The sequence below is a fragment of the Kitasatospora sp. NPDC059673 genome (assembly GCF_042734215.1).
Lineage (GTDB): Bacteria > Actinomycetota > Actinomycetes > Streptomycetales > Streptomycetaceae > Kitasatospora.
This window is the reverse complement of sequence record NZ_JBHWEN010000001.1, coordinates 553699-575216: the sequence shown is the minus strand read 5'-3', so window position 1 is coordinate 575216 and position 21518 is coordinate 553699. Positions and strand designations below refer to the sequence as shown.

Sequence of the window (21518 nt, the reverse complement as noted above, 5' to 3'; positions counted from 1 at the left end):
CTGAGGGGCACTTCCCCTCAGCGCGCCGCCCCCGTCCCACCATCCGGCGGACCTCCAGTGACCGACCGCTGCAGGCCAGGCGAATGCCTCCGGGTGTTCGGACAATCGGCCTGGCCGGTTCTGCCGCCGAGGCCGGCGGTCGGCCGTGGATCCTGTTCGGCCGCTGCCGTATTCGTCCTCAGACATTCGTCGAACCGTTTGGATCCGTAGCCCCGGACATCGGTGGCTCAGAAGAATCCTGGCGAGGATCCGTCCAGCGAGCCGATCAGGGCAGCCCGGTCGAGCAGGATGTTGTTGTTCTCGCAGCTGGTCTCGGGAAGCAGCACGCAGGCATGACAGGCAGCCAGGTTGAGCCCGTCGGCGCCACTGGCCTCCGACTCCGCGCACAGCGGATCGTTGGAGCACCATCCGGCTCGGTCCAGCGCCGACCGCAGTGAGCTCTCCAACCGGTCCGGCTCGCCCTGGGCGACGATGCCTCCCAGACTGCCTGCCGAATCACTCGTGGCGGTGTAGATCAGGATTCCCGCCATGTCGTCGCCCGCGTACAGGCGTTCCCGCAATGCGGCGGCCGGGTAACCGCCGTCCAGGCTCCACTCGTTGATCAGCACGTGGGCGAGGGTGTGCAGCAGCACATACCGAGGATCGGCGTGGGACGACGGCACCGGTCGGTCCGAATTCTTGGCACGCTCGTGCAACAGGCGATCATGGTTCGCACGGATCCGCTGCGCCCGGGAGATCGGGCCGGGCAGTTGCTCCCACCGGCGCAGACGATCGGTGTCGAGCCGCAGGAACACCCCCTCGCCCCGGACCTCGATCGCAGGCAGCCACGTCTGCCTCTGGTGCCAGATCGGCGCGTGTCGGGGCATTGCCGCCAAGCCCGGCTCCTCGATCCTGGTGAACGACTGCAGAGCGCGGACTTCGCGCAGGCGCTTCACCAGCATGATCTGACCGAGGCCATGGGACTCCCGGAGCGGTCCGGTCGACCCGACCGGCGGTTCGCAGACGAAATCCTGGGCCCCGACCTCGGGATCTTCCCGATGCGTCCGGCGCAGACTGTCGTATTCGTCGCGGTAGATCGCAGTGCGCGGTGCATCCGTTGCGACCTGTTGCCCGGACTCGGTCGGGCCCTGCTCCGCAGAGCTCCGCTCGGTCTCCCGGCGTTCGCGGATCAGCGCCAGGATCTCCTCGGGGTCGTGGGCGGGGTGGTGCTCGAGGATATTCTCGACCTGCAGGTACCTGCGGATGAAGGAGTCCTCCTCGTCCTTCAACTTGCTGTACAGGCCCGCCGCAAGCTTCGCCATGCCCTCGCTCCACGGGGGGATGGACAGAGCGGAGTGCAGGACAGGGAACCAGACGGAGGAGGAACCGCGCTGGAGGGTGCGCGGTGCTTCCGTGCAGTGTTCGGCGGGTGCGTCCTTCAACCACGGGAGGCGGCCGCCACAACGGATGCGCAGATCATCGAGTGCCGTGCGGCGGAACGAGCCTTCCATCGACGCCGATACGCCGCAGCTGCAGCTGATCAGTACGGCGCGCAGCGAGGCGGTCGAGCCGTCCGACCTGAACGTCAAGCCGCCTCCGCAGCTACCAGTCTCGGTCCGGCCGTTGTTCCGGTGCACCCACTGCCAGTAGGGGAAGTCCTCCAGATGGCCGTTCGCGCAGGCCATCACGAACCGGGATGGGACCAGGCTCTCCTGACAGCTCGAACATTCGGCCCGGCCCGCGGGGGAGTTGAACTTCCGGTACGGCTGGAGGGCACCGCAGCGCGGGCAGGAGTACCACTCAGGGAACCGCACCGCCCGGACGCCGTCCTTCGCCAGGTCCGGGTCGGGCGCGGGCGGCAGACGGAACTCGTACACGTGCAACTGGTCGGAGAGACGCGGCTCCACGACGACCGGCGCCTGCGAGACGTCCCATGAGTCGATGCCGCGAACCAGGAACGACTCGTTGTCCACGGCGATCATCGCGCCGACGCCGTACGTGGTGATCAGCTGTGCGCGCCGGATCTCTCCGAGCCGGCGGGCGGCACGGACCGGGCCGGAGAGCAGGCTTCGACGGCGGGTACGAGGGGGAAGAGGTGTCACGGCTCAGCGCTCCTCGAAGAAGACGGACGAGGCATCGACGTCACGCAGGCTCCACAAGGTGGGCCACGATTCCGCCCCGGTGGTGGAAGCTTCGTCGTCATAGCTGCTCAGCAGAGCAGGCGTACGGGTGCCCCGGGGCGCTTCGTAGACCAGATCGGGGTGGTCTTCGGCCGCGTACCGCCACTCCTGGACGAAGTGGTCGAAGGCCTCGGCGGTGGTGTCGAGTTCGGCAGGGTCGACCTGGGCAACACGGTCGAGGACGATGCGACGGATGCTGCCATTCAGATCGTCCAGGAAGTCCTCGATCCTACGGGCGGCGGCATTCGGTCCCGCCTCCGGCAGGGTCAGCCGAGCCAGCGCCACAATCACCGCGTGCAATCCGCGCTCCCTGGCCCGGGAGGAGAACGGCGTCACGCTGGTGGACTCTACCTCTCGGTAGAGTGCCGAGTGGAACTGTTGGAAGTCCTCGTAGTGCGAACGGTCTCGGGAACGGGCCGAGTTGAGCATGACCGCCACGAATCCGGGGTGCTGCCGGCCGACCCGGCTGGTGGCCTGGATGTACTCGGCGGTCGTCTGCGGCTGACCCATGACCGCCATCAGTCCCAGCCGATCGATGTCCACGCCGACCGAGATCATGTTGGTGGCGAGCAGGACGTCGAGGACGTCCTTCAACGGCAGGGATCGCTCGACCTCCTTCAACCGCCGGGAGATGTCGCTCGCACTGGCCCGGCTGCTGAGCTCGGTGAGCCCGTCTACCCGGCGTGGCTCCACACCGTCCCGGAAGGCCAGGTAGTCGAGGCGTTCCTGCACGTCGTCCAGGACCTGGAGTTCGGCCGCTGACAGCAGGCGCAGGCTGTTGAAGTAGCCGACGAGCGTCCAGTAGGCGTCCCTCACGTGGTCCGGCGCGCCACGGGTCGCCGCCCGGTGCAACAAGGCCGCGTACACCCGGATCAGCAGCGTCGCCTGGCTGGTGCTGGAAGTGAGCAGGCCGACATACCTGCGGGCTGCCTTCCGTTCCCGGGAGGTTTCGACGGCGAACCAGGAATCGCGCGAGTCGAGCCCGGCCGGCGGGAACTGGTCGACCCTGCGGGCGAACAACCGGGAGCCCTGCTCGTCGGCCCGCCGGATGGTCGCGGTCGAGGCGACCACCTTCGGCCGTCGGGCGAGTGCGTCCACTGCCGTCTCGTACATACCGGTCAGGGTGCCCAAGGGGCCGGAGATCAGGTGGAGTTCGTCCTGGACGATCAGCTCGGGCGCTCGGGTTCCGGGCGGAGCGGTCAGATTGAACAGGTTGGCCGAATCGGGTCGCCACGGCAGCGAGGCGAACTTGTCGACGGTGGCGATCACCAGGGTCGGCCGTGCCTTGTAGACGGCATCGTCCACCAAGTGGACCGGTAGGCCCGTGTGGAACGCGCAGTCGACAGCGGGACAGCCGATCACCATCCGACCGGCGGTCTCGTGCACCGTGTAGTCGTCCGGGGCCAACGGCTCGCCGCACCACGGGCAGCCGCGCAACTGGACCGGGTTCTCCGTCTGAAGCGGCCGCAGCGGATTGTTGCGCAGTTCCCGCAGCCGCTGGGCCGCCACGGACAGTCGGTTCGGCGTGGCGGAGCGACCCACCCACATGCCGATCGAGATCTCCTCCTTGCCCAGCGACGCCGGATCTTCGGCACGAATCCGTTCCATCGCACAGATCAGCGTGGTGGCCCGCTCGAACTGCTGCAGCGTCAACAGCCGGAGGGTGTAACGCATGAGGACGGTGACGCCGCCGCCCAGCGCCCCGTCACGCAGCCGCCGCAGGAAGGTGGTGAACGCGATCAGGCCGAGATAGGCCTCGGTCTTGCCACCACCGGTGGGGAACCACAGCAGGTCGGCCACTCCTCGGTCCTTGTGCTCGGGGTCCACGATGCCCGCCAGACAGAGCAGCACGAAGGAGATCTGAAACGGGCGCCAACGACCTGCCGAGGCATCGGGCAGGCCGGACCCGCCCCCCTTGATCCACGCCGTTCGGGCACGCTGGTCGGCCATGGCGAGGTTCGCCAGCCTGAACGCGCGAAGCACCTCCGGCCGGTCCGGGTCGGCCAACAGGTCCACGCCGTCGTTCATGCGTCGGAGCGCGCGGCGGCACTGGCCCACCTGCTCCATCGCGATCGGGCCGTGCTCGGTGCCGGCCAGCGCGTGGCTCTGCTCCTCCTGACTGTCGATCCAGACCCGGTACCCGTCGAGCATCCGGCGCAGTGCCGCGACGATCTCGTCGGTCGGGGCGGTGCCGAGACCGTGCATGGTTAGAGCGGTGGTGTCGATCTCCGGATTGGAGTCCGTCAGCAGCACCTCGTGGGACGGCACGAACTCGGTCCGGACCGACGTCACTACGGCCCGATCGGTGCCCACCTCACCGATCGCCGGGGGAGTCCACTCCCAGTACGCCGCACAGCCATGCCCGGTGGCGAAGGTCGGCGCGTGCCGGTGCAGCATTCGACTCAAGGCCAGCTCGGAGTCGGCCGTCCCGAGAACCGCGTGCCGTTCCACGAACGGCGCGGCGGTCCCGTCCTCGGCGGTCACCTCCAGAACCGGCTGGTAGAAGCAGTGGGCGTCACGGAGGTCGTATTGGCCGACCTCCAGACTGTTCACGACCGTTGCTGTCACGGTCACCGTGCCGTGCTGCTTCGAGGGCGGACGCACAAGGACACGGAGTTCGAGGCCGGGGTGCAGTGGATCCAGGCCGGGGAAACCGGGCACCGTCACGTCCACGACGACCGGGTCGGGGCGCAGCTCTACGCGACGCCAGTGTTCCTTCTGCGCCTCTGTGCTGCGAGCCTCGGTCCGCTTCGCCGCAATGGGCTTTCCGTATTCGTCCTCGGGCAGGTAGACGGCCGCGCGGACGGAGAATCTCAGCCGCGGAGCCAGGTTCGGGTCCACGGCGAACGTGAGGCCGAGAGAGGAAGGCATCCGGACGTTGGCCAGGGAGACCCCAAGGTCCACGGTCTCCTCCTCGTCCGTTCCCCGGGCGAGCGGGGCCCTGTCCAGGCCGTCCTGTTCGTTCTCCCGCTCGGAGGGTTCGCGGTACCCGTTCTGCGGGCGGGTGCGCGGGAACAGCACGCCGATCGGGTACATGGTGATCGGCGCGTCACCCGTGAGCACCTCGTCCGGGCCGCCCACCGGGCCGAGCAGATCGTCGCGCACCGCCGTCAGCAGGGAGTCGCACATCTCGTAGTGCGCCTGGTGGATTGACTCGCTCACGCAGTGTTCCCTTCAGCTCCGGCCATCTGCTCGTTGTCCCATCGGAAACGCCCGAGTCCGCACAATCTCGGCGCCAACCACACCCCCTGTGGCCCCAGCCCCTCCCGGTCCGTCACCGTGGTGCTGCCCCCGATGCTCTCCACACAGTCGACGCGCAGCCCGGTGATCGCTTGCGGCCAATTCTCCACCGGACTGTGCGCGTTACGTTGCAGCATCCGGTGCAGATCGGTACGGAAGCGCTCGGAGGCGACCGCCGTCGGCCTGCCTTTGACGACCACGGCATACGGCGGTGACTGGTCGGCGGCCACCGGGATGCCGTGCAGCAGGGCCAGTTCGGCGGGATCCCCGGGAGAGACGGCGGTACGCAGATGTTCCATCAACTCCCGGGCTTCGACTCGGAAGTCCTCGGTACCGGGCGGCAGAGCCCGCGACACGTCACCGCCGAGCAGTTCGATGCCGTTGCGTGCCCAGGCGCTCCGACCACCGAGGTACCACCGATCCAGCCGTCGGTCCTTGCGGACCAGCCAGGAACTGGGAGCGTCCAGGACGTACATGTCGTCGCGGGCACGGGTCATCGCCACGTACAGCAGCCGTGCCTCCGCCGCCGGGTCGTAGTCGCGCTTCTTCTTCTCGACCCGCCGGGGCTCCTTCAGCACCCGCGGCTCGACCACCAGGACCCGGTCGAACTGCAGGCCCTTGGCACGGTGCACGGTGGAGACGACCAGAGGGGCTGAACGGACACTGGTGAGCTCGTCGGGAAGCCGGCGTTCGGCAAGCGCCAGGTGCAGTGCGGGGACATCGACGGTGCCCCGGGTACCCCGGGCGACCTTGCGGACCGATCGCCACAGCGCGTCGGGCGAACTGTCGGCAGGCAGTTCGATGTCGGCCAGCAGCTCGAAGAAACGCTCCTGGCCGAGTGTGGAGGTGGCGGTGGCACTGAGGAGTTCGGCGAGCCACGGCGGGGCCGAACGGTCCCGGACCGAACGCTGCAGAGTGTGCGGGACGCCGGCGTCGGCGAGCAGACCTGAGACGGTCAGGGCCTGGCCGTTGTCCCGACACAGCACGGCGGTGGTGCCCGGGTAGTCGCGCAACGCGTCCTGCACGTACTCCAGATCGAGGCCGCCGAAGTTCGGTGTCGTCAGGAGCAGCGACCGCAGGTCTCCGTGGATCCGTTCGGCCTCCTCGGCTGCCCGAGCCGGATCGCGGGGAAGGTGCTGCAACCGGGTTCCGTACGGCAGGGCGAGGCGCGCGACCTCCGTGCGGGCCCGGAAATTGTCGCCCAGGTGCAGCTCGACCAGATCCTCGCCGAAGCTGGCACGTACCCAGTCCAGGAACCGGTCGGTTTCCTCGGCCCGCTGGTCCGGGTCGGAGACCTGGAACCCGTACACGGCCTGCGCCGAGTCGCCGACCACGGTGAAGCCGGAGTTCTCCTGGAACCGGTCGAGCAACGCCTCGACCATCTCCCGACGGACACCGACCAGGTCCTGCACCTCGTCGATCACGACATGGGCGGGCACTCCCTGTTCCCCGACCTCCACCGCGCCGTGGTCGATCGCCTCGGTGGCCGCCTCGATCCGGCGGTCGAAGCCGACTGTCGGCCAGTCGATGTCCGGATACGCACGGGTCAGCAGAGCGGTGGCCCAGGCGTCGAAGGTCTGCGCCCGGACCCGCTGGGCAGTGCCCGCGCGCCGTTCGATCCGCTCGGTCAACTCGCGTACCGCGGCCCGGGAGAAGGTGAGCACCAGGATCTCCCCGGCCTCCAGCTCCTCCCGTTCTACGAGCGCGTCGAGCCGCCGCACCAGCGTGTATGTCTTTCCTGCGCCGGCACCGGCGGTGACCAGCACCCGGGCGTCCCACGGCTGGTCCACCACAGCCTGCTGTTCCGCGGTCAGCGGGTGATCGTCGACGATGTGGCTCAATTCGCTTCGCTCCACAGGTACTCGAAGTCGGTGAAGGCGAGCTTCTCGCCGTAGTTGGTGACGTTGTCCCGCACGTTGAGGATGAGACAGGTCTCCTTACCGCCGTTACGGGGTCCGCGCAGGCCGCGGCCGATCATCTGCTGGTAGATGTGCGCGCTGTAGGTCGGCCGGGCCACCACCACCGCTCGGGTCGCCGGGGCGTCGAAACCCTGGGTGAGCACACCGTAGTTGGTGATCACCTGGATCTTCCCCTTGCGGAAGGCGTCGATCCGCTGCCGGCGCTCCGCGGTCGGGGTGTTCGCGTCGATCGCGGCAGCGGTGACGCCACGGTCGCCGAGCTTCGCGGCAAGGAACTTGGCGTGCGCCACCGAGGTCGCGAAGACCAGTACCGGCCAGTCCGAGGGCAGGCCGGCAATCTCGTCCACAATCCGCTGGTTGCGTTCGTGGTCGTCGGCGAGCCGTTGCTCGGCGCCCTTGGGCAGGGTGGCGAACTTCTCGGACTGCTTGAGCTCGTCGGCATTCAGCGAGATTTGACCGCCTGCCAGTTCCCGGTGCCTGACCTGGGCCAGCACCCCGAGCGCCTGCAGCTGCTTGATGGCCTGCTCCAGGTCGCCCTGGAAGACCTCCGTGTCGAGTCGCTCGCCGAAGCGCTGCACCAGCAACCTGGTCAGCTCCTCGTTGTTGCGGTACGGCGTCGCGGTGAGCCCGATCAGGTGCCGGCCGGTCCGGTGGTGCGTCAGGTCCAGCTGGGCGAACAGTTCGGTGAAGCGCGGGGACATCGCGGTGTGGGCCTCGTCGACCACGACCAGCGAGGTGCTTTCCCGCAGCCACGCGTAGTCGTCGGTGTCCAGACAACGCGACAGCTTCGCGTCGGTGGCGACCACCAGGTGCGGTCGGCCGTCGACCGGAGTCGCCTCGTTGCTCGACCACAGTCGGCTTATCACCAGCGGCATCTCCGGGCCGACCTTCGACCAGACGAACTGCCAGCTCTGCACGGCCTGTTCGCACAGCTCCTCGGTCTGCGCGATCCACAGCACCGGCCCCGGCAGCTCCTGCCGTTCACGGATCCACCGGATCACGCCCTCCGCAGTGACCCGGGTCTTGCCACCACCGGTAGGCATGCCGAGCATGCCGCGCCGCGGCACGGGGCTCTCCAGCAGTCCGAGCAGAGCCTTGGCGAGCTGCTCCTGGTACGGGTGCAGAGCGGGGAACTCGCTCGGCCCGTCGACCTCGAACCTGGCCTCCAGGGAGGGCACCCGGGCACCCGCGAAGGAGTCCGGGAAGTTCAGGTCCGCGACGAACCTGCGGGCCTTCTCGCTGCCGTTGAACGAGCTGGGCGCGCGGGTGGGGAACTCCAGTGACAGGTCCCGCTCGTGCATCCGAAGGATCGACTCGCCGTGCGAGTTGAACGCCATCTCGGCGATCCGTCGCTCGCTCGGCTCCTCACCGCCGTTCTCTTCCAGCTCGCTCTCCAACAGCCCCGGCGGCAGCCCGCGCTGAAGTGCCTCGCGTCCGATCAGCAGTGCGATCTTGTCGATGACGCTCTCGCTCTCGCGGACCGCGCGCAGCCGTTCCTGCAGCTGCTGGTTCTGCTCCTGACGGTCCTGCAGCTCCAGCGCCTGCTTGCAGCCGGCCGCGCCGAAACCCCACTTGAACTCCTCATCGGCCGCGCGCAGCACCTGCAGTCGATCGAGCGAGTCCAGTACGTACAGGGTGTTGCCCTTCTTGGCGAACCTGATCGGAGTGGGCGTGCTGGCCGTGGTGGTGCGGATGATCCGGTCCAGGGTCGAGCAACGCTGGATCTTCAGGTTGCTCCCGGTGTTGCCCAGCCGGGCCCGGACCGTGGTGTACACGTCGAACAGCGGTACCGGCGCGCCGATCTTGACCGGAGCGAGCTCCTTGGTGATGACGTCGGAGACCTTCGACATCCCCCATTCCTCGATCATGGCCTTGGCCGTCGCGGCGTCGGAACGGTCGGCGACCAGCAGTGCCGGCAACTGCTCACGCACCAGTTCGTCGTACTCGGCCTGGCTGGTGGCCACCGCGATCTCGCCGTCCGGCCGCTCCTCCCAACCGGCACCCACTCGGCACCGCGTCAACACACCTTCCGGGAACTCGAAGGCGACCCGGAACAGCTGCGCGTAGGCCCGACCGACGAAGGCGTCGTCCTCACTCTTCAGCACCCGGTCCAGCAGCTTGCTCCAACGGTCCGCCGGCACCTCGTCGGCGGTGACGGGCATGCCGAGCCGCCGGGCGAGGTCCGGGCCGATCGACGCCACCGCGAGCACTGCGGCGTACTCCTTCAGCTGCGGGCCGACCGCCTCGGACACCCTGGTGAGACCGAGCGAGGTGTTCACCAGGCCGTACTTGTTGATCATCCAGCGGAACGGGGACACAACGGGCTTGCGGGTGGCAGTCTGCGCGCCGTACTGCCCGGTCCACTGCTGGACGACGCCCAGTTCGGGGAGCGAGGCGACGAAACCTGCCCGTCCCTCCTCGGACAGCTCGCGCAGCAGGTGCAGCGGGCCCGCGGTGGCGGCGCCCTCGACGGTCAGACGGCCCAGGCTGGGGCGGGGCGCGTTGGCCGGCAGTGTGCGCAGGTAGCCGTTGTGCACCAGTTCCCGGTACTCCTCGAACCAGGGCTCCAGTTCGGGGCGGTGGTTGGGGGTCGGACGGTCGGACAGCCCGAGTTCGCGGAACACCGCCCGGTCGCCGTCGTGGAACGCCATATCGACGGCGACCGCGCCGTCCCTGCTGCCGTCGCCGGGCACCACCGGACCGGGCAGCAGGCAGTCGCGCATGCGCCGGAATCGGCCGTCCACGGTACGCACGTGCAGGATCTCCAGCGGCTTCGGCACCTTGGCCCGGATCCGCTCCACCTGCGCGTTGCCGCCGGCGCTGCGCAGCAGTACCCAGAAATTCGTCCAGGCGTGGCCGTCGTAATGGTCGAAGCCTTGGTCGAGTACGCCCTCGAAACGTCCCTGGGCGTCTGCCACTCGGATGCCGATGGCGTGCAGGTGCCGGGCCATCTCCGGTTGCTCGGAGATCCGCGGGTCGACGTAGACCATGTCGTCGCGCAGCGAGTCGTCCGAGGTCCGGTGGAAGATCTCACCGGCGACCGGCGCGACCATGCCGTGCTCCTCGGTCAGCACGATCCTCGCCTGGCGGATGTCCGGGGTGAACACGAAGTCGCGCGGCAGTCGGCGGGCCTGCTCCTGTGTCACCATCGCCGAGAGGATCTTGATGGCGTGACAGGACGCTTCGGGGGTGCCGTCGGCAACCAGCGCCTCCAGCCAACTCCGGACGCTCTCCGGCTTGCGGTCGGTGGTCTCCAGGATGTGGTTCATCTTGCCGCGCCGAGTCTTGCTCTCCGCAGCGTCGACCGACGGGTGCACCCAGTCGACGGGGCGCCCGGGGTACTCGGACCAGATCTGCAGCCACTCCTTGTCCAGGTTGGCCGGGGTGATGAACAGGTCCCGGGGGATCTGGAGGACGCCGTTCTGGTCGGGCAGGGACGGGCGCTGCGCGGCCATCGACCAGACCTGCCGGAGGAAGTACTCGTCCGCCCAGTTCACCTTTTCCTTGGCGCGACCGGGCAGCAACGGGAGGTACGCGGCGGGGTCCTCGGCGGGCACCAGCGCCGGCAGGCTGTCGACCACCAACCGGGCAGCCACCTGGAGCAGTTCGAGGTTGAACGGGCTGCCGTCCAGAAGATGCTGTCTGTCCTCGTTCGTCTTCCACGGCGCGTTGAGGATTCCGGTCAGCGACACCTCGTACTTGGTGGGGAAGAACGCCCAGAACTCGCCCTTGCCGACGGGAACGGTGTACAGCCCGTTGCGGACGTCGTACTCGGGAACGGCCCAGGAGACGTCGATCATCGGGCGGTCGTGCAGCTCGCCGGCGGTGTCGCGGACCTCGGCGGTGGGGGAGTGGGCGACGGAGAAGACCTTCCAGGACTCCGTCGTCGACTTCGCGCCGCGGGTGATCTCCTTGAGTGTCCGGCAGATGCCCTTGTTCTCGACGGTGATGTCCCGCCGCACCGGCGGCATCTTGCGCTGGTCGAGCAGGAGCACCTCCCCGACGTGGGAGGAGAACAACTGGAAGTGGAACGGGAACGGCTTGATCTCCCGCCCGTCGCGGAACTTGTGACCGGTGATGTCGTACCCGAGCCGATCGGCAGCGCCCGGCAGTAGCGGCAGCCGGACCACGGTGGTGGCCCACTGCAGCAGCTTTTCCAACTCGGAGTCGTCGGCGCACTCCTGCTGCCGGTCCAGCGGACGGGCCATCCTCAGGACCGGAGTGTCCATGTCCAACTCGCCACTCACACCGAGCGCCTGGGCGATCTCCGCCGCCGACCAGTCACGGTCGAAGCCGAAGTCGCCGCTCGAACTGAAGAACTGCGGGCTGTCGCTGACCGACAGCACCGACTTGACGCCTACGCCGAACCGCCCGATCTGCCCACCGCGCTTGCGGGACACGCTCATTCGCAGGATTGTCTCGGCGCCCTGCGGTGTGACCGGATTGCCCTCGTTGGCGCAGTACAGGTAGTCGTCCGTCAGGACGACGTGCAGCTTTCCGCCGGGCGCGGCGGCGATCTCGTCCGCCGCGTTCTGCACCAGTTCGAACAACTGCCGCTCCCCGTAACCACCCTGGGTGATGCGGCGCTCGCCATTCGCATGTTCCTGCACCAGCCCCGGGTCGACCCGGTAGGTCTCCAGGACGATGGCGGACTGGCGGAGCACGGTGGCGATGACGGGGAGGGCGGACTGCGGGTCGGTCATGGAGCACCTGTCTCGGGAGAGGTCCCGGCCGTGGGAGGGCGCGAGGAGATGAGGAAGGGCCGGGTGCCGGCGCATGTGGGGCCGGCACCCGGGCAGGGTGACTCCGCGGTCAGCCTTCGACCGTGATGGTGATCGTCATGACATACCGGCGCGGCGAGTCGGCGGACGGCGGGACCGCCGACTCGGTCCGTCCCCGGCGGCCGGGACCGACAGGCGGCATCGGCGTCTCGGGGTGTCGCTTGCCCCGGGGAGTGCCGGAAGTGCCGCGCCTCTGCGGGCGGGGCTGCACGACACGCCCGTGGTCAGGAGACTGCGCGGCCTCCTCCTCGGCGCACGCGAGCTGAGCGGCCACCGCCGTCCGGGCATGCCGCTGGGCGGCGACCTCGGAGCGCCAGTGCTCCACCTCGTACTCCTCGACCCCCCAGACCCTCGTGCGGTAGTCCTCCCTGCGCGCGGCGTCCGACAGGGCGTCGTAACGCGCAAGATGGCGCGCCATCTCCGTCAAGAACGAATCCATGGGTCCCCTCCCAAATGAAATACCGGATACCGACCTGCATTTCGACAGAGCTCTGGCCCGGTGGGTCTGTAAGCCGTATCCGCTTGGGAGTTGGGCTGCTCGACGATCCGACCCTAGCGACTCCGGGGGAGCTCTGTCCACCCCCTCGAAGGGGTGTCGAACGAGGCGGAAATCCGACATTGAGGATAATTATTGAGAATTGAGATTTTCTTCCATTTCACTGCTGGCGCACTCCGGGCGACTGGTCGTCAAAGGAAATTTGACACTCTCCGAGCTGTCAACTTCCACTGCTACTCTGGTCCGGCACGACAGTGGAACGGAAGAGGAGCGATGGAGGACAGCGAACACTTCGGCGTCTGGCTGGGGCGTCAGCTCCGGCGGGTCGGTATGACGCAGGCTCAGTTCGCCGAGGAACTGGACCTGACGCGGGCGGCCGTGTCGGCATGGGTGACCGGTCGGGCGCAGCCGAAGCCCACTCTCATGCCGAGGATCGCCCAGCTCCTCGGCACGGACCTGGCCACCGTGGTCACCAGGGACACCGATGCGGGTTCGGCCCGCCCGGTCACCTGGCACCACCGGCTCGCGCACGCGGATGGTGGGCGCGAGTACGGCAACGCGGCGGCCTTCGCCTTCGACGCGAACCTGGCAGTGTTGGCGCGTGAGGCGACCCAGAACAGTATGGATGAACGGTACGACACCGCCCGACCGGTGCGGGTGCGTTTCACCTTGCACGAGTTGACGGGGGAGCACCTCAACAAGTTCCTCACCACGTTGAAGTGGAACGAACTCGAACCCCACTACGACGTGGCGGCCCGGTCCCGGCAGAAGGTCGGCCGGGTGCTCGCCGAGGGCCTGCGACTGCTGAGGGAGGAGTCCTCGCTGCTACTGCTGCGCGTCGACGACTACAACGCGTCCGGCCTCACCGGACCCGAGTACGGCGACGGGCGCTTCGCCGCCGTGGTGCGCCGGCAGCTCGACAGCCACAAGCGGGACGACCGGGCGGGCGGGTCGTACGGCCTGGGCAAGGCGACCCTGTGGGCGGCCAGCCGACTCGGCCTGGTGCTGATCAACAGCACTCTTTCGGAGAGTCATGAGGGGCGCACGGCCCGCCGGGTCGTGGGCCGTCTCGACCTGCCGTGGCGGACGGTCGACGGGGTGGCGTACGCCGGCCCGGCGTGGCTCGGCGAACCGGACACGGAGAAGGAGCACGAGGGCGTTTCGCGCTCCTGGTGGGCCGACGAACGGACGACCGCCGACCTCTGGTTGGAGCGCGACAGCGACGACCCGGGGACCTCGTTCCTGATTGTCGGCGCGCACGACGCCGCCGGGCACAGCAGCACGTTGAAGGAGACGTACGACGCGCTGGTTGAGGCGCTCGCCGACAACTTCTGGGCGGCCATGACGGCTGGCCACTCCACTCCCGCGGTGCTGGAGGCATCGGTACGGGCGATGAAGGACGGGGTTACCGTCGTAGAGGAGCGCCGGGTGGACCCGACGGAACGCCACCCCGCACTCACTCGCGCTCTGCGGGCCCACCTGGACGGCGAGACCGTCGCCGAACTCACCGCCGCAGACCAGGTGGTGGCGGCGGACGTGGTGCTCGATGTCCCCGCGCTGCGGGCGGCCGGGCGCGGGAGCGGGGTGCGGGAGCACCGGGCGGTGCTGCTGGTGACGCCTGCGGATGACGCGGACACCGAGCACAGCCGCATCGTGTGTATGCGCGGTACCCGCATGACGGTGACAACCAGGCGCCCGCGCAACCTCGGACTCGGCGTCGACCCGTTCCAGGCGGTGCTGCTCGCCGGGTTCGCGACCGGGCGCGACGACGAGTCGGTTCGGGCGGCCGAAGCGTTCCTGCGCGCCGCCGAGCCACCGGAACACGATCGGTGGGGCACCACCGACGAGCTCACCGCGACGTACCTCAACGCACCACGCCGGCTCACCGAGTTCAACGCGGCCGTGGATGCGGCCCTGCGTGCAGTGGTCGGGCGTCGCTCGACCCAGCCGACCGGTGACGGACCCGAGATTCTGCGCGGGCTGCTGCGTCTGGACCTCCCGTCCGCCGGCGGCCGACGGGTCGAGGGCTACCCGGTGGTGGACCGGGTGAGCGGCAGGGTTGATGCCTCCGGATCGTGGACCCTCGACGTGACACTGAAGGTCCCGCAGCGGGACGATTCCTGGCAACTCGTGCCCGTCGCCAAGTTCGACGTCCGCTCCGGTAGCAGGCCCGCGCTCAGGTGGGCCGAACTTACGGCGAACGAGAACTGCCGGGTGCTCGACGGCAGGATCGTCGTGGACCCCGAGGCACGGTCCGCCAGGTTCTCCGGGACCACCGCCGTCGACAGCCATCCCGTCCCGGCCTCGTTGGCCGGCGTGGTCGTGGACATCCGTCAGGCCCAGGAGGTCCCGGCATGAGCACCGTGTACCCGTACCCGACTCTCGCCGGACGGATCGACATCACCGTGCGTCAGGCCGGCATCGACGGGAAGGCCCTGCCGTTCTCGCTGATCTCCCCACGCGAACAGGTGGTCGCGCTGCACCTGGCCGGACGCGACGACTGGGAGGAGGCCACCCTCGAACTCGAGGTCGGCCTGCCCAACGACGAACTGGCCGACGGCCCCTGGGCCTCGGTCGGCTGCGTGGCCGTTCTGACGGAGGGCGCCACCAACTCCCGCACGGTCGCACGACTCGAACGCCGCCGCGACGACACTCGCTGGCGAGGTGAGGTGCGCCTCCGCCGTTCCATGTATGTCGCCCGTGCGGTCCTTCAGGTCAGCGTGGTCGGCTCGTACGGTGGCATCGACGGGCGGGTCATCGGGACCGGAGACGTGCCGTGGGTGGTCGACCTTCTCGCGAGGAATGCGGTTCGGCAGCGCGACATCGAGATCGTGCAGGAGGACTTCCGGGACGGGCCGCAGGAATGGCTGAGGCCGTTCAAGGACGCCCCCTGGCTGATCGAGACCTCCGGCGAACTGCCCACCGTCCTCCTCAACACCTCGTTCGAAGGGCTGGGGGCGCTGCTCAACGGAGCTCGCGGCCCGTTGGAGAAAGCAGCCGCCGGACTTGTCGCCACCCAGATCGCCGGCGACGCCTGGACAGCGATGTTCCATTCTGCCGTCGGTGACCTGGAGGTCGACGACGACGGAGCTCCGCAAGTACCGGACGGCTGGAAGGAACCGGTACTGCGAGCGATGCTTCCGGATGTCTTCCCCGGGCTTCCCCTCGCGGACGCCCTCGCGGAGATCCACAGCCGGCGAACCGAAGGACACGGTTGGGCCGAACTGCAGTCCAGGATCCAGTTCGCGGCTTCACGTCGGGCCCAGGCCCCGAAGAACCTGACCACCGCTCTCCGTGCGGTGTCCCGACCCCAGGAAGGTGCAACCCGTTGAACCGGTCCGGTGCCGACGTTCCCGATCGGCTCGCACTGCTTCCCTCGGCAGTGGCGTCCAAGTATCTGACCAACGCTGTGCGTTCGGGACACGAGCGACTCCCGCAGGTGGCGATCCTGCGGGCCGCCGGCCCGATCGAGGACGGATCGATCCGGTGGAATACCGCGCCACTGAGGGAGATCCTCGACGAGGCGATGTCCCGGTTCGCCGACACACGGACCGAAGCCGACGCCTGGTTGGCGCCGCGCCTGCACGCGACCCTCCGAATGACCCGAGCCGAGGCCGCCCGATCGGAACTGTGGAACTTCCTCGCGCTCGCGGTCGCCCCGGACTATGTCCAGTGGCGCCACCTCGCCACAGGAGAGACCAAGGACGGTACGGCGAAGAAGGTCAACACACCGCGCTTCACGGGTCCCCACGACAGCCAGGCCTTCGCCCGGCTCTGGTGGGCCGCCGAGATGTTCCGGGATGGGCCCGACTACCGGCCTGTCGAGGTGGCATGCGGTAACCAGGACATGCTCAACACCGTGCTACGCCTTGACACGATCGACCACAAGCCGACCGCGCTGGCCATGGTGCGGGTCCTGGAAGGCCTGGTCAGGTCCGGCGCGACCCGGCTGGGCGACCGGGTCAACGCCCTGTGCACGGCGGTGAACTCCGCCGGTAGCACCTTGCTGTACGACGTCCTCGCCCCGGACGATCTGCCGGACCAGGAAGCACTGTTCGCGTGGATCGACGACGCGGAAATCGCGCCTCCGGTGCCCTGGGACCGGTTGCCGGACGGACCGGAGGACGGTACCGCACGGCGTGCCTCGGTGGAACGGCTCACCCTGATGTTCCAGGAACTCGCCGACGTGGCACCGCTGCGCGATCGCAGCCGCAAGCGCGCGGCGAATTCCGCCTGACCCCGCCGCGGAGACCCGATCGGTCGGGTCTCCGCGCCTCAGCTTTCGGTGTCCCCGGTCTCGGTCGGCTCGGGAGGCTGCCAGTTTTCCAGCCGCTTCAGGGCTGCCGCTATCTCTTCGGTCCCGAGTTCCAACGCCGCCGCGAGCACGTGCACCCCGAGTCGGGGCGGGATCGCGTTGCCGATCTGCTGTGCCACCGCCCGGCCGGACCACCGGTAGTCGGCGGGAAAGGTTTGCAGCCGGCCGGCATCTTTCTCGCCGATCCGTCCGTCCGTCTTCGGGTCCGGTTTCTGGCCTGCAGGCACCACACGGTTGCGCGAGACCTTGCCGGTGACGGTGAAGGCGGGCTCGTCCGAGGTACGTTGGCCGCGGGCTTTGGGATCGCCGCCCGTGCCGTAGTTGGAGACGATCCTGAACTTGTCCTTCCGACCGAGTGCCTCGCCCATCGTCACCCAGGGCAGGAGCTTGCCGTTTGCAACCGGCCGCTCACCCTTGCGGAAACGCTGGTGTGTCGGGACGGGCATCTCGACCTGCGGATGCAGGGCGGTGTTCGCCGTCGTGAGCCGGGCGATGAGGATCGCGCGACGGCGGGTCTGCGGCACACCGAACTCCTCGGTGTGCAGTACCTCGCACTCCGCCGAGTAGCCACGCTGCCCGAGGATGCGCCGGTACTCCTGCCACACCGGCAGGACGGCCGGAACCTGTTCCAGCACGATCACCTCGTACGGGCGGCCGGCTTTCAGGGCCTCCAGGATCCAGCGCAGCGGTTCGAGTACCAGGCCTGTGCGCGGGTCCTTGTGCGAGTCGAGCTCCGCCCGGACGTTCTCGCCGCCGGCCATCCGGCGGGCATACGCGATCACCTGGTCCAGAGCGCGGCGTCCATCGCCGCTTCCCGCGACGGTGAAGGTCTGGCACGGTGGGCCGCCCGCCAGGATTCTGGCGTTCGGGAAGTTGCCGGGGCCGAACCTCCGGACGTCGCCCTGCCTGGTCTCCAGACCGTTGGCCAGCCGGGTGGCGCACGCGTCGTCGTCCCACTCGATGCCGGTCACCGCGAGGTCCAGCGCCTGCGCGGCCATGTCAAGCCCGCCCGGCCCTGCGAACAGGTCGACGATCTCGGGGCGATCCTGGGCGGGGTCCATTTCGGCCACCGGGTCGCTGAGTGCCCCGGGAACGAGGGTGTCGAGGGGGGCTTCGGCGACGGAGTGCATGGGGGAGATCCTAGCCGCCCAGCGCAGTCGCGATGGCGCCGCCCACGGCCGTGGCCAGCGGAGGTGGCATCGCGTGCCCGACCTGTCGATAGGCGGGTGTCTTCCGACCATGGATGACCCAGTCCTCCGGGATGGCCTGAATCGTCGCGGCCTGGCGAACGTTGAGCCGGGGGACCCCGTCCAGTGGGAAGTCGGCGGCAGGATAGTCGTCGGCGATTCCATTGCCGTCGATCCCGAGGGCCGCCCAGGCCCGCTTGCTGCCCGTCGGGCCGAGGTCCGGCCCACCTCGGCGGTCGGATCCACCCACCAGCGCGGGCGCGGGACGGTCAGCCTGTTCTGCCCACCGTCGCGCACCTGGCCATCCGTGGGTAGCCATCGACTTGCCGAGGGCCTCGCCGACGGTGACGGCGGGCCCGGTTCCGGGCTCGGGCCAGACGAAGTCGCCCCGACAACTGTCGGCCAGGGCGACCAGGAAGCCGCTTCGACGGTTCTGTGGAACGCCGTGGTCTGCCGCGTTCAGAACCCGCCAGTGGGGCCGGTAGCCGGCATGTGCCAACTCGTCCTCGATCCACGACCGGTCGTCGGCGAACTCGTCCTTCTCGACCAGGTCGGGCAGGTTTTCCAACAGCAGCGCTCGTGGCCGGACGGCAGTCAGCAGCAGAACGGCGGCCTTCAGCAACCTGCGCTCGCTCTCGTCCTCGGCCCGGCGGACCGCTGCATTCGATCTGATCCGAGGCAGGCCGCCGGTGAGCAGATCCACGTCATAGACCATTGGATGATCGACCGGATCGAAATCGATCACATTCTCGCAACGTACCTGCCAGTCCGGCCGATTTCGGCGGATCGTCTCGCACGCATGCGCTTTGTTGTCGATCAACATCACCGGGTCGAAGCCGGCTCGTTCCAGCCCGAGGGCCTGGGCGCCCGCGCCGGAACAGATCTCCAGCGATGTGAAGCGCCGGGGACTCAAATTTCCACCTCCGTGGCCTGACTCGGACACCGCTGCCTCGTACCCGTCGCAATCGTTCGCCGCCAGACTAGATCGTTCCGGCGGCGAAGGGGTCACGTTTGCGTCGGAGACCGGTGCCGGAAGCTTCGGCGGGCGACGACCAGGTCGTGGACGGTGCGGGCCACCTCTTCGGGGGGTTGGTGTTCCCAGAAGCGGAGGACGGTCCAGCCTTCGGCGGTGAGGTGGGCGGTGGTTTCGTGGTCACGGGAGATGTTGCGGTCGAGCTTGGTGCGCCACCATTCGGCGTTGGCCCTGGGGCGGGTGGCGTGTTCGGGGCAGCCGTGCCAGAAGCAGCCGTCCAGGAAGACCGCGACACGCGGGCCGAGGAACAGGATGTCAACGGTGCGGCGCGGCATGCCGGGGACCCGGGCGTTGACCCGGTAGCGCAGGCCCGAGGCGTACAACAGGCGTCGGACCGCGAGTTCCTGGGCGGTGTCCCGGGAGGACTGCCGGCTCATCCGGGCGGCGACGGACGGCGAGGACGCGGTGGGCGACATACCGCCAGTATCCGCCGGCCCGCCGACAGCCGGGGGCGGGTCGGGCGGCGCTGATCGGGTGGACATCGGCGTTTGTCCGTCCAGGAGTTGGAACAGTGAGGGGCGAACCCGTTCGCTTCGTGCGGGTGCGGGCTCTCACGGCGGGCGAGCAGGTGCAGGTGGCGGCTCTCGTCCGGAGTCAGGCGAAGGGCGTCGGCGAGCGCGTGCAGGACGGCCGGGCCCGGAGTGCCGACCCGCCCCCGCTCCAGGCGGACGTACCACTCGACGCTGGCGGCGGCCAACCGGGCGATTTCCTGGCGCCGCAGCCCCGGAGTGCGGCGGCGCGGCCCCTGCGCGGAACGCCGACGTCCTCGGGCTGCAGGCGGGCGCGCTTGGCGTGCGGGAGGGCGGCCAGTACGGGCTGTTGGGGCGCTCGTCGGGGCGTGCCGGTCGTGGTGTCGATGTTGCGCACGGGCCGCCCGGGGCGTCCAGCGCGGATCCTGGAGGCACACCGGATGACACCATCCGGCGTTCCTCCCCAACTTCCGAGGTGCGGGCCAGGGTTGGGAAATCGACACCGACCAGGAGCTGTCCTGCACCACCGCTCTGCTGCTGGGCTCCGCCGCCGTCCTGACCTTGCTCGGGGCCTCCGATTCGAGCGCCCAAGTCCGGGGAACTGCCCGTGACTTCAGCCGGGTCTCGGTGCGCCCGGGGATCCCCGCCGACGCCGAGCGGTTCACCGTCACCAGCCCCGATCCGGTGAACGGCAGGTTCCCGCAGATGAGTTGGGCGAACTCCTTCGGGCTGCGCCGGTGGCAACCGGCCGCCGCGCCTGGAGTGGCGCGGTGCACCGGCCGGCACCCGCAGCTTCGCCGTCACCATGCTCGACGATGGCGCCCCGACCGGCTCCGGCTTCTGGCACTGGCTGAGGGGACCTGCCCGCGACCGCCACCGTACTCGGCGACACCCTGCCGCCCGGCGCCGTCTCGGGTGCCGAAGACGCCGGTCCGCCAGGCTACTTGGGCCCCTGCCCCCCGGCCCGCGACCGCCCGCACCGCTACCGGATCAGCGTCCACGCGCTGGACACGCCGAGCCTGGCACTGCCGGCCGCGACCCCACCAGACGTCGCCGCGTTCACCCTGAGCGGCCACGTGCTGGCGTACGGGCAGACCGCGGCGGTGGCGGCCGGGTAGAAGCAACTGGCCCGGCCCACAGGCGAGTTGGTTCGCCTGCAGGCCGGGAAGGGGTGGTCAGTTCATCGAGATCAGGTGCAGGCCGCCGTCCGACTCCAGGACGGTGCCGGTGAGGTTGCGGTTGGTGGCGGCCAGGGCCACCGTCTCCGCGACATCCTCCGGGTCGGCGACCCGGCGGACCGGCAACTGGGCTGCGACGTGGGCGAAGTAGGCCTCCCGGGCGTCCTGCGGCATGCCGTCCCACCACGGGGTGGCGACCAGGCCGGGGGAGACCGCGTTGACCCGGCGCGGGGCGAGTTCGACCGCGAGCGGCTTGATCATCGACTCCAACGCCCCGTTCACCGCCGCCAGTCCGGCCGTGCCGGGCAGGGCCGTCCGGGCCGAGATCGCGGTGACCAGAGTGATCGACCCGTCCTCGGTCAGGTGCGGCAGGGCGGCCTGGACGGTCGTCAACTGCCCCCAGAACTTGGCCTCGAACGCGCTGCGCAGCGCGGCCAGGTCGAGCTCGGCGAACGGGCCCGCCCCCTCGGCGCCGCTGAGCGCGACCACCAGCCAGTCCAACGACCCCACGGTGCGCAGGACTTCGGCGATCTGCTCGCGGTCGCCGCCGTCCGCCCGGTGCCCGACCAGCTCCGGGTCGCTCACCGCGAGCGCCTCCAGGCGCTCCTTGCTGCGGCCGACCACGTGCACCGCCGCACCCTGCGCGTGCAGCCGGCGCGCGGTGGCCAGCCCGATGCCCGAGGTGCCGCCGACCACCAGTGCGGTGCGCTCACTCATCTGTGCCATCTCCCCTGTGCCAG

The 21518-nt window shown here is 69.3% G+C and carries 14 protein-coding genes; 4 read left to right on the top strand and 10 right to left on the bottom strand.

The window, feature by feature from the left end; all coding sequences use genetic code 11:
- Nucleotides 1-227: 227 nt before the first annotated feature.
- The 5 genes from drmB to ACFV18_RS02265 form a co-directional block, all read right to left on the bottom strand.
- A complete protein-coding gene (gene drmB, locus ACFV18_RS02285) occupies nucleotides 228-2081 on the bottom strand; it encodes a DrmB family protein (protein WP_380478294.1) in 1854 nt (617 codons plus the stop codon).
- A 3-nt stretch (nucleotides 2082-2084) separates the two neighbouring features.
- The gene (locus tag ACFV18_RS02280; protein WP_380478318.1) at nucleotides 2085-5288 is read right to left on the bottom strand and encodes a helicase-related protein; all 3204 of its coding nucleotides are present in this window, start codon (nucleotides 5286-5288) and stop codon (nucleotides 2085-2087) included.
- 29 nt (nucleotides 5289-5317) lie between these two features.
- Nucleotides 5318-7240 carry a UvrD-helicase domain-containing protein gene (locus tag ACFV18_RS02275; protein ID WP_380478293.1) on the bottom strand — a complete coding sequence of 641 codons (1923 nt, stop codon included), beginning with the start codon at nucleotides 7238-7240 and terminating at the stop codon, nucleotides 5318-5320.
- Complete coding sequence (locus ACFV18_RS02270) at nucleotides 7237-12021, bottom strand: DEAD/DEAH box helicase (RefSeq protein ID WP_380478291.1); 4785 nt, start codon at nucleotides 12019-12021, stop codon at nucleotides 7237-7239. Before ACFV18_RS02270 ends, ACFV18_RS02275 begins: the two co-directional genes overlap by 4 nt.
- Before the next feature lie 109 nt (nucleotides 12022-12130).
- Nucleotides 12131-12538: a hypothetical protein gene (locus ACFV18_RS02265; RefSeq protein ID WP_380478289.1), complete on the bottom strand. Its 408-nt coding sequence runs from the start codon at nucleotides 12536-12538 to the stop codon at nucleotides 12131-12133.
- Between the two features lie 330 nt (nucleotides 12539-12868).
- On the opposite strand from ACFV18_RS02265, the gene ACFV18_RS02260 reads away from it, so the two are divergent.
- The 3 genes from ACFV18_RS02260 to ACFV18_RS02250 are packed head-to-tail and all read left to right on the top strand — an operon-like array spanning nucleotide 12869 to nucleotide 16832.
- Nucleotides 12869-14953: a helix-turn-helix domain-containing protein gene (locus ACFV18_RS02260; protein WP_380478287.1), complete on the top strand. Its 2085-nt coding sequence runs from the start codon at nucleotides 12869-12871 to the stop codon at nucleotides 14951-14953.
- The gene (locus ACFV18_RS02255) at nucleotides 14950-15927 is read left to right on the top strand and encodes a hypothetical protein (protein WP_380478285.1); all 978 of its coding nucleotides are present in this window, start codon (nucleotides 14950-14952) and stop codon (nucleotides 15925-15927) included. Before ACFV18_RS02260 ends, ACFV18_RS02255 begins: the two co-directional genes overlap by 4 nt.
- Nucleotides 15924-16832 carry a DUF6339 family protein gene (locus ACFV18_RS02250; protein WP_380478283.1) on the top strand — a complete coding sequence of 303 codons (909 nt, stop codon included), beginning with the start codon at nucleotides 15924-15926 and terminating at the stop codon, nucleotides 16830-16832. The genes ACFV18_RS02255 and ACFV18_RS02250 overlap by 4 nt, the downstream gene beginning before the upstream one ends.
- Before the next feature lie 38 nt (nucleotides 16833-16870).
- On the opposite strand, the gene ACFV18_RS02245 is transcribed toward ACFV18_RS02250, so the two are convergent.
- The 4 genes from ACFV18_RS02245 to ACFV18_RS02230 form a co-directional block, all read right to left on the bottom strand.
- The gene (locus tag ACFV18_RS02245; protein WP_380478282.1) at nucleotides 16871-18040 is read right to left on the bottom strand and encodes a DNA cytosine methyltransferase; all 1170 of its coding nucleotides are present in this window, start codon (nucleotides 18038-18040) and stop codon (nucleotides 16871-16873) included.
- A 10-nt stretch (nucleotides 18041-18050) separates the two neighbouring features.
- On the bottom strand, nucleotides 18051-19010 hold the full coding sequence (locus ACFV18_RS02240; RefSeq protein WP_380478280.1) for a DNA cytosine methyltransferase: 960 nt from the start codon (nucleotides 19008-19010) through the stop codon (nucleotides 18051-18053).
- A 92-nt stretch (nucleotides 19011-19102) separates the two neighbouring features.
- Nucleotides 19103-19546: a very short patch repair endonuclease gene (locus ACFV18_RS02235; RefSeq protein ID WP_380478278.1), complete on the bottom strand. Its 444-nt coding sequence runs from the start codon at nucleotides 19544-19546 to the stop codon at nucleotides 19103-19105.
- Nucleotides 19504-20037 (bottom strand): helix-turn-helix domain-containing protein, encoded by a 534-nt coding sequence (locus ACFV18_RS02230; protein WP_380478277.1) that lies wholly within the window; start codon nucleotides 20035-20037, stop codon nucleotides 19504-19506. The genes ACFV18_RS02235 and ACFV18_RS02230 overlap by 43 nt, the downstream gene beginning before the upstream one ends.
- Before the next feature lie 423 nt (nucleotides 20038-20460).
- Between ACFV18_RS02230 and ACFV18_RS02225 the strand changes: the two genes are divergently transcribed.
- The gene (locus tag ACFV18_RS02225) at nucleotides 20461-20718 is read left to right on the top strand and encodes a YbhB/YbcL family Raf kinase inhibitor-like protein (RefSeq protein WP_380478316.1); all 258 of its coding nucleotides are present in this window, start codon (nucleotides 20461-20463) and stop codon (nucleotides 20716-20718) included.
- A 57-nt stretch (nucleotides 20719-20775) separates the two neighbouring features.
- Here the strand turns inward: ACFV18_RS02225 and ACFV18_RS02220 are convergent, their stop codons facing one another.
- Nucleotides 20776-21495, bottom strand: coding sequence for an SDR family oxidoreductase (locus ACFV18_RS02220; protein ID WP_380478275.1), 720 nt, complete (start codon nucleotides 21493-21495; stop codon nucleotides 20776-20778).
- Nucleotides 21496-21518 lie beyond the last annotated feature (23 nt).

Excerpts from the sequence above, each read along its gene's own strand:
- ACFV18_RS02280 (WP_380478318.1), bottom strand. The coding sequence starts at position 5,288 with ATGTGCGACTCCCTGCTGACGGCGGTGCGCGACGATCTGCTCGGCCCG.
- ACFV18_RS02270 (WP_380478291.1), bottom strand. The coding sequence starts at position 12,021 with ATGACCGACCCGCAGTCCGCCCTCCCCGTCATCGCCACCGTGCTCCGC.
- ACFV18_RS02265 (WP_380478289.1), bottom strand. The coding sequence starts at position 12,538 with ATGGATTCGTTCTTGACGGAGATGGCGCGCCATCTTGCGCGTTACGAC.
- ACFV18_RS02260 (WP_380478287.1), top strand. The coding sequence starts at position 12,869 with ATGGAGGACAGCGAACACTTCGGCGTCTGGCTGGGGCGTCAGCTCCGG.
- ACFV18_RS02255 (WP_380478285.1), top strand. The coding sequence starts at position 14,950 with ATGAGCACCGTGTACCCGTACCCGACTCTCGCCGGACGGATCGACATC.
- ACFV18_RS02245 (WP_380478282.1), bottom strand. The coding sequence starts at position 18,040 with ATGCACTCCGTCGCCGAAGCCCCCCTCGACACCCTCGTTCCCGGGGCA.
- ACFV18_RS02235 (WP_380478278.1), bottom strand. The coding sequence starts at position 19,546 with ATGTCGCCCACCGCGTCCTCGCCGTCCGTCGCCGCCCGGATGAGCCGG.
- ACFV18_RS02220 (WP_380478275.1), bottom strand. The coding sequence starts at position 21,495 with ATGAGTGAGCGCACCGCACTGGTGGTCGGCGGCACCTCGGGCATCGGG.